Origin of the sequence: Burkholderia sp. Se-20378 (genome assembly GCF_017104665.1) — a bacterium.
In the GTDB taxonomy this organism is placed as follows: domain Bacteria; phylum Pseudomonadota; class Gammaproteobacteria; order Burkholderiales; family Burkholderiaceae; genus Burkholderia; species Burkholderia lata.
In genome coordinates this window covers 16,309-28,283 of the sequence record NZ_JAAGPG010000058.1, presented here as the reverse complement: position 1 = coordinate 28,283, position 11,975 = coordinate 16,309, and the positions used below count along the sequence as shown (strand labels likewise).

Below are 11,975 nucleotides of genomic sequence, written 5' to 3'. Positions count from 1 at the left end.
CTCGCACCCCACCTCCCCCGCACCCCCCGGGCGCCGCTTCGCCGGCGCCCGTTTCCGTTGGCCGCCGGCTATGTCAAAGTTCGTCACGTCCCGCCAAAACCGGTGGTTTCCGTGCCACAATCGCCGCAGACAGTCGCCGGGGCAGCCTGCCCGAATCGCACGCCGTGCCAGGCGTGCCCGACGACACGCCGGAAACCGGCTGCCGCCCTCGCGAACCAGGTCGCCCGATTCGCCCGCCGCGGCGCGCCGGCGCACATGCAACCATGACAATCCGCGGCGCGCCGCTTCCAGGCCAGACGCTCGACGCGATGCCCGGACGCACGACGCCGCAGAGGAAACCAACCGGTGACGGACATCAATGAAGCCGCCTCGGGCGGCACCCGCAAGCAACGACCGGCGGTCGGCATCTCGCTGTTTGCGCGCGACGGCCAGGCGATCTGGGAAAACGGCATACACCAGAACATTGCGTTCCTCGCGATGATGCTCAAGCGCTCGGATCGCGTCGGCCCCGTCTACTTCCTGAACGGCGGCGACGCCAACGCGCTGCCGGCCGGCCTCGAACTCGACGGCCTCGACATCCCGCTCGTGAAACCCGCCGACGTCACGCACGAACTCGACGTCGTGATCGAAATGGGCGCGCAGCTCCCGGTGGAATGGCTCAGGCACATGAAGGCGCTCGGCAAGAAAATCGCCGCGTTCTTCTGCGGGCACGTATACGCCGGCCTGTGCGAAACCCCGATCTTCGGCAAACCGTCGGGGCACATCTTCAATGGCGCGCCGTTCGACGAAGTGTGGCTGCTGCCGCAATACGACAAGACGGCCGCGCCGATGCTGCAGACCATCCTGCGCGCGCCGGTCCACCTGATGCCGCACATCTGGTCGCCGTACTTCCTCGAGCGCCGCATCGCCGCGCTCGCCGCGGAAGGCGCGACGTTCGGCTATCGGCCGGGCCGCCGCCCGTGGCACCTGGCGATGCTCGAACCGAACATCTCGGTCGCCAAGTCCTGCCATTACCCGATGCTCGCGTGCGACGAGTTCTACCGCGCGCGCCCGGACGCGGTGCAGCACATGTTCGTCGTGAACGCGCTGCACATGAAGGAGCATCCGACCTTCGTGCACTTCGCGAACAGCCTCGATCTCGTGCGCCAGCACAAGGCCACCTTCGAGCCGCGCCTCGACCTGCCGGGCTTCATGGCGCGCCATGCGGACGCGGTCGTGTCGCACCACTGGGAAAACGGGCAGAACTACCTGTATTACGACGTGCTGTACGGCGGCTACCCGCTGATCCACAACTCGACGCTGATCGGCGACGCCGGTTACTACTACCCGGACTTCGATTCCGCCACGGGCGGCCGGGCGCTGCTCGATGCGTGGCTCCATCACGACGAACGCCTCGACGACTACCGCGCGAAGGCCGACCGGCTGCTGCAATCGGTCTCGATCGACAACCCCGCGAACCTCGACGCGTTTGTCTCGCGTCTGGTCGCCTGAACCGGAGAATACGCATGTCGGACTCCAATGCCCGTCAAGCGCCCGGCGAGGGCAAGCGTCTCGTCGTCGGCGTGTCGCTGTTCGTGCGCGGCGCCGGCCAGTCGCTGTGGGAAAACGGCATCTTCCAGAACTGCCTGCTGCTGATCCTGCTGCTGCGCCAGTCGCCGCTCGTCGCGGAAGCCGTGATGGTGAACGGCGGCGAACAGGTCGCCGATCCGCAGATGATGCTCGGCGAATGGGACGTACCGCTGCTGTCGATGGACGAAGCGCTGCAGCGCTGCGACGTGCTGATCGAAATGAGCGCGCAGTTCGGCGCCGACTACCTGCGTACGTTCCGCGAGCGCGGTGGCAAGGTCGTCACGATGCGGGTCGGCAACGACTACGTGATCGACATCGAACGCGCGATGTTCAACAAGCCGTCGGGTTTCCTGTTCTCGGGCGCGCCGTACGACGCCGTGTGGACGATTCCCGAATTCGAGCGCTCGTGCCTGCACTATTACCAGACGGGCCTGCGCGCGCCCGTCACGATCGTCCCGCACATCTGGCACCCGATGCTGTTCGACAAGGCGCGCGCGACGCTCGGCGCCGGGCTGTCGTTCGGCTATGAGCCGGGCAAGCCGCGCTGGCGCGTGACGATGTTCGAGCCGAACATCTGCATGGTGAAGACGAGCGTCATCCCGATGCTGGTGGCCGAGGAAGCGTATCGTGCGAAACCGGAGTTCCTCGAGTTCGTGCGCGTGTGCAACACGCTGCACCTGAAGGAACATGCGACGTTCGTCCATTTCGCGAAGAGTCTCGACATCGTGAACCACGGGGTCACGACGTTCGAAAGCCGCTACGCGGTGTACGAGTTCATGGCCGCGTACGGCGATGCGGTGGTGTCGCACACGTGGGAAAACGCGCAGAACTACCTGTACTACGAGCTGCTGTACGGCGACTACCCGCTGATCCACAACTCGCCGTTCCTCGGCAAGGCCGGGTATTTCTATCCGGACTTCGACTGCCAGGCCGGCGGCCGCGCGCTGCTGAAGGCGTTCGCCGAGCATGACGCGAACCTCGAGGCGTACCGCGAGCAGTCGAAGCACGTGCTCAGCTCCGTCAGCATCTACAACCCCGAGAACGTCGCCGCCTATACGGACGCGATCGCCACCCTCTATCGCGACGCGTGACGCGCCGCCCTTTCCGGACTCCGACATGAACGCACGCCCGACCCTCACCCGCGCAAAATGGCTGATCGGCTGCGCCGTTGCTTCGATCGCAATCGGCGCGCACGCGCAATCGTCCGGCGAATCGGCCGACGCGCTGCTCCGCGACTCGGATGCGGTGTTCAAGCAGCTCGATGCCGGCCAGTACGGCGCGGTATGGACCGACGCGGCCCCGTTCGTGAAGGCGCGCATCAAGCAGGACCAGTTCGCGGCCGACATGCAGCATGCACGCCAGTCGGTCGGCACGGTCAGCCGCCGCGGCTGGGCGCAGATCACGCGGATCCGCTACACGAACGCGGCGACGACGCCCGACGGGCTCTACGCGAACGTCGACTACACCACGACGCTGACGAGCGGCGCGACGGTCTACGAGAAGCTGAGCTTCCGCCTCGAAGACGACGGCCGCTGGCACCTGACGGGCTACGTGCCGCGCCAGTCGCAGAATTTCGTGCAATAAACCGCGCGCCGCCCGCCCCCACGGAGCCGATCCGATGAAACTCAATGTCGCGATAACGATGAACGTGCAGCGCGACGCGACGCAGTCGATCTGGTACAACGGCGCGAACCAGCACTGCGTGTACCTGTACATGCTGCTGAAACAGTCGCCGTTGATCGGCGAGGTCTGGCTCGCGCACGACGACGGCATCACCGACTATCCGCAAGCGCTGATGATGGACGCGTTCGGCGACGCGCTGCGACCGCTGTCGGCCGTCGTCCACCAGACCGACCTGCTGATCGAGATGAACGCGTTCATCGATTCGACCCACACGGAGGCCGTGCGCCGGCGCGGCGGCAAATGCGTGTCGTACCGCTTCGGCAACGACTACGTGATCGCCGTCGAGACGATCAACTTCGAGAAGAACCCGTGGCGGCCGAATCCGAACCGCGTGCAGTTCGACGAGATCTGGACCAACCCGCAGCACATGCATACGTGCGCGGCCTATTTCCAGGCCGTCTATCGCGCGCCGGTGATCGAGCTGCCGCACATCTGGTCGCCGTATTTCATCGAGCGCAGCCTCGACGCCGATCCTGAACTGAAGGCACGCTTCGGCTATCGCAACCACGGCGTCGCGAAGCGCATCGCGTTCTTCGAGCCGAACCTGAACGTCGTGAAGAGCTCGATCGTGCCGATGCTCGCCGCCAACGCGTGCTACGTCGAGCATCCGGAGCTCGTCGAGCACGTGTTCATGACCAACACGTTCGACAAGAAGGAGAACGTCGCCTTCAAGCATCTCGCGCTCGGGCTCGAGATGGTGCGCGACGGCAAGGCCACCGCCGACGTGCGCGCGCCGTTCGTCGCATGGGCCGCGCATCACACCGACATCGTCGTGTCCCATCACTGGGAAAACGGCCTCAACTACCTGCTGTACGACGCGCTGTACGGCAACTACCCGCTCGTGCACAACTCGCCGTTCCTGCGCGACGTCGGCTACTACTACCCGGACTTCGAGATCTTCGATGCGGCGCGTGCGATCGCGACCGCCGCGCAGACGCACGACGGGCGGCTCGACGACTATGCGGCCGCGGCCCGCCGCTGCCTGCACCAGGTCGACACGCTCGCCGAGCACAACGTCCACGCGTATTCCGCGCAGATCCGGCAACTGTTCGCCGGCCGCGCGCTCGGCTGACCCCATTCGTCCACGCTACCGCCCATGAATCAGATCGTCCGCAATTTCGTCGTGATCGATTCGATTCACGGTCCGTTCGTCATCAACCGGCACTGCGCGTTTCAGGCCGAGGCGCTGATCAAGACCGGGCGGCCGCATATCCAGGGCGAGCTCGACACGATCCTGCACGTGATCGACCAGTTGCCGGACGATGCGATCGCGGTGGACGGCGGTGCGAATGCGGGGCTCGTGTGCGTGCCGATCGCACACCGGCTGCGCGCGCGCGGCGGGTGCGTGTACGCGTTCGAACCGCAGCGCACGCTGTTTCATGCGCTCGGCGGCACCCTCGCGCTCAACCAGCTCGACAACCTCCATCTGCTGAACATGGGGCTCGCCAGCGCCAACGGCACGATGAAGGTACCCGACGTCGATTACGGGCAGGACGCCGATTTCGGCCAAGTCTCGCTCGTCGACGCGCACGCGGCGGGCGGCACGCCGACGCCGGTCGTCACGCTCGATTCGCTCGGCCTGCCGCGGCTGGATTTCCTGAAACTCGACATCGAAGGGATGGAGATCGACGCGCTGCGCGGCGCGCGCCGGCTGATCGAGACGCATCTGCCGTGGTGCTGGGTCGAATACTGGAAAGTCGGCGAGGCACCGATCATCGCCACCTTTGCCGGCCTCGACTATACGTTCTACCGGATCGATGGCCTGAACATGTTGTGTGTGCCGAACCCGCGCTGGGACCGGCGGAAGCTGTTCATTTCGGGCGATCCGCTCGCCGTCGATGCGGCAGCGGAACACGATACGGCGCACTCGGCAACGACAACCGCAGCCGACACCGACGCGCCCGAAACGCACTGGAACCGCGCGCTCGACCATGAGTCGCGCTGCGAGTGGGGGCATGCGATCGACCGCTGGCACCGCGCGCGCGACCGCGGGCTCGACGACGATGCGATCGCGCTGCAACTCGCGTCGTGCTACGGCTTCGCCGGTGCGCCCGACGCCGGGCTCGCGGCGCTCGAACGTTTCGGCGATCCGGACGTGCTCCCTGACACGACGCGCGGACGCATCGAACTCGCGCGTTCGGCGCTGCTGTTGCGCGCCGGCCGGCGCGACGAGGCCGCCCACGCGACCATCGCCAGCGAAAACGTCCTGACGGCCGCGCAGTTCGGGCTGCCGACGGAGCGGCTCTACCGGGGCCAGCCGCTGCAGGGCAAGCGGCTGCTGGTGCTCAGCTACGGCGGCCTCGGCGACCCGCTCCAGTACGCGCGCTACCTGCATGCGCTCGATACGCTCGGCTGCACGAGCGTGACCGTCGTCGTTCCGGACGCGCTGACGGGCCTGCTGCGTCACACGTTCCCGCACATCGAGTTCATCGGCGCGCACGGCGCGTGGGTCGACGCGTCGCAGATCGCGCACGACTACTGGTGTTCGTTCCTGATGCTCGCCGCACGGTTCGGCTACGCGCCGGCGCCCAAGGGATCGGCGGCCGCGTACCTGTCGTGCCCGCCCGAGCACGCGGCCGCGTGGCGCGAGCGCGTGCGGCATGACGGCCATCCCGCCGGCACGCGCCGCATCGGGCTCAACTGGCGCGGTCGCGACGAAAGCGACGCACGCTTTCATCGCGCGGCCAGCCTGCGCGACTTCGCGCCGCTGACGCGGATGCACGGCCACGCCGCGTACTGCATCAACCGCGACCTGTCCGCACAGTCCGAGCAATCGGACCTGCCGGTGACGTTCCCGCATCAAGCGCTCGGCGATTTCAGCGACCTGGCGGCGCTGATGCTCTCGCTGGATGCCGTGGTGACCACCTGCACCGCGCACATCCACCTCGCCGGCGCACTCGGCGTGCCGGCCGTCCTGCTGCTCAGCCCGAAGGCCGACGCGCGCTGGGAAACCGGCTCGCGCACCGCGCTCTATCCGAGCATCCGGATCGTGCGCGCCGCGCACGTCGGGCAATGGGACGACGCGGTCGACCGCGCGATGGCGCTCGTGCTCGGCGGATTCGGAAAGGATTGAGCGATTTGATGCGGATCGGGGCCGCTGCGCCCGGATGAGGCCGACGCGGGCCGCGCGCGCATTGCGCTGCGTCGGGGCCCGCTGCTGACGTGAACAGCCGCTAGACCAGCACCCGATCGCCGCTCTGCGCGGCGAACGTACGGCCATGCCGCCGCCCCATCCGCGCGAGCACCGCGAAACAATGCGCAACCAGCCGGCCGGCGCCGCCGGATTGCTTGACGAGGCTGTCGGATACGCCCCGCGCGATGGCCGAATCGTCGCCGCACGCACCCGCGATGACGCCCGCGTAATAGTGCCGCGCCGCCAGCTCGCGGCCGCCCGCGTCGAGCGGCTTCATGCGCTGAATGCGACGCGCAATGGCTTTCAGGCCGTCGAGATACGGCGCGACGTCGATCGGCACATCGGTCGATTCGGCGCCCAGTTGCCACAGCATGTCGGCCAGCTCGGCGATCGCGACGAGGTCGCGCGCACCGGCCGCCTGCGTGCCCGTTCCGCCTCCGGCCTTCGTCCCTGCCATGCTCACGCCCCTTTGCGATTCGTCCCGGCCACGCGCCGATCACGCCCGACATCGGCGTGCATCATGCACGCCACCTCGCCTGTTCCCGCGCCGTCACGCGGCGGCCGGCGACCGCCATGAAAAACGGATGCCCTGCGCCCAGGCGACGCCGGCATCCACGATGATCTGACGGTCGACCTCGCTCTCCACGCCTTCGACGACGACGTGTCGCGCACCTTCATGCGCGAACGCGATCAGCCGGCGGAACTGGTAGCGCCCGATCGCGTTGCGCTTGATCAACGACAGGATCGACCGGTCGAGCTTCACGATGTCGGGATTGCCGACCACCAGGTTGTTCAACGCGCTGAATCCGACCCCGAAATCGTCGATCGCGATGCGGCACCCGGCTTGCCGGAAGCGGTTCACGAACGATCGCCCCGCGACGGGATTCAGCGGCCCCGTCTCCGTGATCTCGACCACCAGCCGCGCCGCGACCGACGGCTCGCGCTCGAGCCGCCTGAAGATGGCCAGCCACGCGTCGTCCACCACCGCGCTCGCCGCCGCCACATTGCAACCGAAGACGGCAGCCGGATCGGCGCGCAGCGCGTCGATCGTCCGGCCGACCACGAGCCGGTCGAACCACCGCATCAGCCCGAGCGCCTCGAGGCGCGGCAGGAACGCGATCGGCGGCAGCGCATCGCGCTCGCCCCACCGCAATCGCGCCAGGCATTCCTGGTACAGCACACCGCCCGACAGGTCGGCCCGGCACACGGGTTCTTGCGCGAACCCGAGCCGGCTTTCCACGAAACTGCGTACCGACGCGAGGTCGGGATGATCGTCGGGGGCGCCGAACACGAGATCGATTTCGTCTCGATTCGCTTCCCGATTCGCCTCCAGGCGAGCTTCGACCGCATTCATCCGGCGCTCCGGCAAATGGCGAGCCGCCGATCGCGGCTCGACCTGAAGAAACATGCGGAGCACGCCGACCATGACGCGCTCCGCCGCCTACCCGGCCCATCCTGTTATGTCGATCTTTTCCGGGAGCGTACTTTTCGCTTCGGCGCGCCGTCAAATTCGATATTTTTCAACGATATTCAGTTACTGGAAATACACCATGTACGCGCGATGCCGACTGTGCGACAGGTCACACTAACGCAAATTACGGAACCCCGATCCGGATGCCGTTTATTATTCTCGTCTAAACAACCTTGCCCGACTCAATTCTCCCGCAATTTACGGGACCCGAAAATCAGGAAATTCTCGATTAATCAGATAAATACCGGCCCGTGAAGCACTGCCTGCGCTCGCTGCCAGGCCCGCCACGGAGGCCGGTCGCCCGGTTTGCTCTGCGCCGAAAATCGGCTGCCGCACGTCATTCGATCATCGCAGCATTCAATATTATCGTTTCAAACGAATTATTAAATATCCAAACCGGAATCAAACCACCTCGAATCGATAATATCAAGTTAATTCATATGAAGATTATCGATTGAAACATGTTTAACAATCTTCAAGACTTGTTAACCTTTAAAATGATTTCCGACGGACTTCCCTCGGAGCCGTCAAATTCGTGCCTTCAAAAAACCGTCGAACCGATCGGGTTCGGCGGTTTCTTTTTTAACGGCATTATTTCGTCAGACATTAGGGCGGGACAATCCCGATGGCGGGATTCGGCGCAACGGTATGCGCCGCGCGAAAAATCGGGCCTTATGCGGCCGATGCGCCGACCAGGTTCGCGAGCAGCGCATCGTATTCGGCGACGAGCGCCGGATTCGCCGACGTATAGCGGCCGAGGATCTCGCGCTGGCGCCGCGTGTACGCTTCCCAGTCGTCATCGTGCGAATGCAGCGCGCGCAGCAGCGCGTCGGCGCCCTGCTGCACGTCGTTGTCCGGATAGTAGTAGCCGAGATCGGGCGCGAGGCTCGCGTTGTGCACGAGCGGATAGCCCTGCCAGCACACGTCGAAATAGAAATAGTTGAGCGGGTTCGACCATTGGTGCGACACGACGATATCGGTCAGGTCGGCCAGGAACAACGGCGTATCGAAGCGTCCGACGAAACTCGCCTTGCCCGCGCGCACGATGTCGAGGTAGTTCATCAGCATCACGAACTCGGGGCTGTCGTGCGCGAGACGGTCGGCATTCGTCACGTGCGCGAAGCAGATCGCGTCGGGATCGCGGCGATACGCTTCGTCGATGATCAGCATCGGATACACGCAGAACTTCACGACGTTGTGATTCGGCTCCATCACGGTCAGCCGCTTGTCGGGCTCGCTGCGCGGCCGGTATTCGCCATTCCCGGGCAGCGACGCCGCGCGCGCGCTCAGGAACATCGGGTCCCACACGAACGGCACGACGCGCCCCGGGCAGCGGCGCAGCGACTGCAGGAACGGCAGCGACGACGGCGCGATCTGCGGAATCGCCCACACCTCGTCGTAGCCGCGGTTGATGAACAGCGAATCCCACATCCGGCGGCCGAACAGCATCGATTCCATCGCGTTGATGTACTCGACGCCGCAGCAATAGCTGACGAGCTTCGCGCCGCGCGACTTCAGGTACGCCGTCTGCTCGCCGTCGATCTGCCCGCCGAGCTCGATCACCACGTCGAGCGAATCCTTCATGTCGGCGAACGGGCGCGTGTCGTACACGTTGCGATCCCACGGCAGCGCGTCGGTGAGCGGCACATCGGTGGTATTGACCAGCGTCACGCGGTAGCCGTGCGGCGACGCCATCAGCAGCTTCGCGAGAAACAGCGCGTTCTGCTTGATGCCGTTGATCCACAGGCTTTCGTCGGGGGCACGCAGTCCGATCGTGATACCGATGCGCAGGCCGTTCAGGACAGGGGACGTCATCGTCGGCGGGATGGAAGGTTGGATGGGGATGGAATGGACGCAGTGTAGCGCGCGAAGCGCCGCCTGCGTCAAGCAGCGCTCGCCGGCGGCAACCCGGCATTCTAGCGGAGCGCCCGCCGCATACTGTCAGGGATGGTCAGCGCGCGGCCGGCGCGCGCAAATCGGCCAGATCGCTGTGCGATACTCGTGCCACCCGACGCCAGTGGGCCGGGTTGTTCGGGCATTCGAACGGGCGACAGACGGGCTTGCCGCGCCACGATCAAAAGAAGGGCTGACGAAATGGAACACAATGCCGCGCAAGTCTTCCAGAAGATCCACGACGAAAAAGGCTGGCACTCGCAGGAAAGCGTGTCCGGGTGGGGTTCGGAGCTGAAAAACACCGCGCAGATCATTCGCGAGCTGCCCGGGCTGCTGGGTCGCTTCGGGGTGCGCTCCATGCTCGACGCGCCGTGCGGCGATTTCAACTGGATGCGCCATGTCGACCTCGACGGCATCGACTACATCGGCGCGGATATCGTGCAGACCCTCGTGACGGCCAACCAGGCGACGTGGACGACGCCGAGCCGTCGTTTCGTGCATCTCGACCTGCTCCGGGATCCGCTGCCGGACGCCGACCTGATCCTGTGCCGCGACTGCCTGTTTCATTTTTCCCATGCGGATGTGTTCCGCGCCTTCGAGCGGTTCTCCGCGACGAAAGCGCGCTACCTGCTGACCACGACCTTCATCTACCGCAGCTATCCGCGCAACGCGAACATCGCGACCGGCCAGTGGACGCCGATCAACCTCGAGATGGCGCCGTTCGATCTCGATCCGCCGCTGACGCTGCTGGTCGAAGGCAGCAACGAATCCATCATCTACGGGCCCGATATCGGCACGGTGCCGATGTCCGACCGCTGTCTCGGACTCTGGAGCATGGACAGCGTTCGCGAGCGACTGCGGCGCCCGCTGCCGGACCTTCAGGGCGCGCAATGATCGTCATCAGCCACTTCGGCCAGGTCGCGCCCGCCAGCCTCGAGAATCACCGGCGGTACGCGCAGGCGCACGGATATCGCCACGAAATCGTCGATGCGTCCGCGATGCCGCAGGCGCTGCCGTTGCGACCGCTGTATCGCTACGAATCCCTGCTCCATGTGCTGCGCGGCGCGCAACCCGACGAGCTCGTGCTGCTGCTCAGCGAAGACGCGGCGATCATCGAGCCCGTCGCGCTCGACCGCCTGATGAGCGGCCGCGACATGCTGCTCGTCGACGCGTTCGCGCCTCCGCTGCCGCAGGTCGACGTGCAGATCTGGCGCAACACGGCGGAGGTGCGCGCGATCGTGATGCAGCTCGTGCAGCGCTGCAAGCTCGGCAGCGAGCCGAAGCTGACCTCGGAAGCCGCGCTGTTCGCCGGACTCGACACGCGTCGCTACGTGGCACCGATCGACGGGTTGTATGCCGTCATGCCGTGCGGCCCCCACCTCGATCCGATGTGGAGCCGCGAACCGACGTTCGCGATCAGCATCGACGACACGCCGCACGAACCCGAACGGAAAGGCGCGACGCCGCGTTTTCGCGACACGCTCGTGGCGTACGTCAACCGCTGCCGCGCCGCCGGCCGGCCGATGTTCTCGTTCGATCACGACATCGCCGCACCGGACGAGGCCGCCGAGCGCAGCACGTTCAACCCCGGTCGCCCGATCGCGCTGATGATGCTGTACACGCCGAACATCGGCAGCTACGCACGCGTGGCCGAACGGAATTTCCGGCGCTACTGCGACGCACACGGCTACACGCTCTACGTGCATCGCGACATTCCCGCCGAGATCGAGCTGAACGCGACGGGCAACTGGTTCAAGCCGTGGCTGCTGCATGCGTACCTGCAGCATCATGAATGGGTCGTGTGGCTCGATGCCGACGTGCTGATCGCCGACCAGCAGAAAGCACTGGAGCCGCTGCTCGAAGGCCGCGACTGGCTGCTCGCGCAGGATATCGGCCAGTGGGCTTTCAACTCCGGCGTGATGGCGTTCCGGCGCACCGAACGCAACGACGCGATGCTGCGCGACCTGATGACGACGATCTCTGCGCTGCACGACCGGTCGAGCGTCTATGCGAGCGACGGCGACCAGCTGCATTTCATTCGCGCGATGGAGCGCGACGGACAATTGCAAGGCGAAGGCGTGGCCGATCTCGTCAGCTTCAACACGCCCTGGCTGTTTCGCCGCGCGGACAGCCATATCGTGCACTACTACGGGATGTGGTCCGCGATGCGGGCGCTGATGATGGCGCACGACGACGGGGTGCTGCGCTGACGCCGGCGGTTCAACC

The 11,975-nt window shown here is 65.8% G+C and carries 10 protein-coding genes; 7 read left to right on the top strand and 3 right to left on the bottom strand.

Annotation, left to right across the window (positions count from 1 at the left end):
• Positions 1 to 345: 345 nt before the first annotated feature.
• From G3N93_RS09840 to G3N93_RS09820, 5 genes are read left to right on the top strand one after another with little or no spacing between them, the layout of a single operon-like run.
• A complete protein-coding gene (locus G3N93_RS09840; protein WP_206132914.1) occupies positions 346 to 1,491 on the top strand; it encodes a DUF2827 domain-containing protein in 1,146 nt (381 codons plus the stop codon).
• 14 nt (positions 1,492 to 1,505) lie between these two features.
• Complete coding sequence (locus G3N93_RS09835) at positions 1,506 to 2,660, top strand: DUF2827 domain-containing protein (protein WP_206132913.1); 1,155 nt, start codon at positions 1,506 to 1,508, stop codon at positions 2,658 to 2,660.
• A 25-nt stretch (positions 2,661 to 2,685) separates the two neighbouring features.
• Entirely contained in the window at positions 2,686 to 3,153 is a 468-nt protein-coding gene (locus G3N93_RS09830; protein ID WP_206132912.1) for a DUF4019 domain-containing protein, read from the top strand.
• Positions 3,154 to 3,187: 34 nt separating this feature from the next.
• Positions 3,188 to 4,324, top strand: a complete 1,137-nt coding sequence (locus tag G3N93_RS09825; protein ID WP_174942190.1) for a DUF2827 family protein — start codon at positions 3,188 to 3,190, stop codon at positions 4,322 to 4,324.
• 24 nt (positions 4,325 to 4,348) lie between these two features.
• Positions 4,349 to 6,325: an FkbM family methyltransferase gene (locus G3N93_RS09820; RefSeq protein WP_206132911.1), complete on the top strand. Its 1,977-nt coding sequence runs from the start codon at positions 4,349 to 4,351 to the stop codon at positions 6,323 to 6,325.
• Positions 6,326 to 6,425: 100 nt separating this feature from the next.
• On the opposite strand, the gene G3N93_RS09815 is transcribed toward G3N93_RS09820, so the two are convergent.
• From G3N93_RS09815 to G3N93_RS09805, 3 genes are all read right to left on the bottom strand, one after another.
• Entirely contained in the window at positions 6,426 to 6,842 is a 417-nt protein-coding gene (locus tag G3N93_RS09815) for a hypothetical protein (RefSeq protein WP_174942194.1), read from the bottom strand.
• A 93-nt stretch (positions 6,843 to 6,935) separates the two neighbouring features.
• Positions 6,936 to 7,739: an EAL domain-containing protein gene (locus G3N93_RS09810; RefSeq protein ID WP_174942196.1), complete on the bottom strand. Its 804-nt coding sequence runs from the start codon at positions 7,737 to 7,739 to the stop codon at positions 6,936 to 6,938.
• Between the two features lie 789 nt (positions 7,740 to 8,528).
• Positions 8,529 to 9,671 carry a DUF2827 domain-containing protein gene (locus tag G3N93_RS09805; protein ID WP_206132910.1) on the bottom strand — a complete coding sequence of 381 codons (1,143 nt, stop codon included), beginning with the start codon at positions 9,669 to 9,671 and terminating at the stop codon, positions 8,529 to 8,531.
• Positions 9,672 to 9,803: 132 nt separating this feature from the next.
• Between G3N93_RS09805 and G3N93_RS09800 the strand changes: the two genes are divergently transcribed.
• Positions 9,804 to 10,643, top strand: coding sequence for a class I SAM-dependent methyltransferase (locus tag G3N93_RS09800; RefSeq protein WP_206132909.1), 840 nt, complete (start codon positions 9,804 to 9,806; stop codon positions 10,641 to 10,643).
• Positions 10,640 to 11,959, top strand: a complete 1,320-nt coding sequence (locus G3N93_RS09795; RefSeq protein ID WP_206132908.1) for a galactosyl transferase GMA12/MNN10 domain protein — start codon at positions 10,640 to 10,642, stop codon at positions 11,957 to 11,959. Before G3N93_RS09800 ends, G3N93_RS09795 begins: the two co-directional genes overlap by 4 nt.
• The last annotated feature ends 16 nt before the right edge of the window (positions 11,960 to 11,975 follow it).

Coding starts and splice junctions, on each gene's coding strand:
- G3N93_RS09825 (WP_174942190.1), top strand. CDS start 3,188: ATGAAACTCAATGTCGCGATAACGATGAACGTGCAGCGCGACGCGACG.
- G3N93_RS09830 (WP_206132912.1), top strand. CDS start 2,686: ATGAACGCACGCCCGACCCTCACCCGCGCAAAATGGCTGATCGGCTGC.
- G3N93_RS09800 (WP_206132909.1), top strand. CDS start 9,804: ATGGTCAGCGCGCGGCCGGCGCGCGCAAATCGGCCAGATCGCTGTGCG.
- G3N93_RS09820 (WP_206132911.1), top strand. CDS start 4,349: ATGAATCAGATCGTCCGCAATTTCGTCGTGATCGATTCGATTCACGGT.
- G3N93_RS09805 (WP_206132910.1), bottom strand. CDS start 9,671: ATGACGTCCCCTGTCCTGAACGGCCTGCGCATCGGTATCACGATCGGA.
- G3N93_RS09795 (WP_206132908.1), top strand. CDS start 10,640: ATGATCGTCATCAGCCACTTCGGCCAGGTCGCGCCCGCCAGCCTCGAG.
- G3N93_RS09835 (WP_206132913.1), top strand. CDS start 1,506: ATGTCGGACTCCAATGCCCGTCAAGCGCCCGGCGAGGGCAAGCGTCTC.
- G3N93_RS09810 (WP_174942196.1), bottom strand. CDS start 7,739: ATGAATGCGGTCGAAGCTCGCCTGGAGGCGAATCGGGAAGCGAATCGA.
- G3N93_RS09815 (WP_174942194.1), bottom strand. CDS start 6,842: ATGGCAGGGACGAAGGCCGGAGGCGGAACGGGCACGCAGGCGGCCGGT.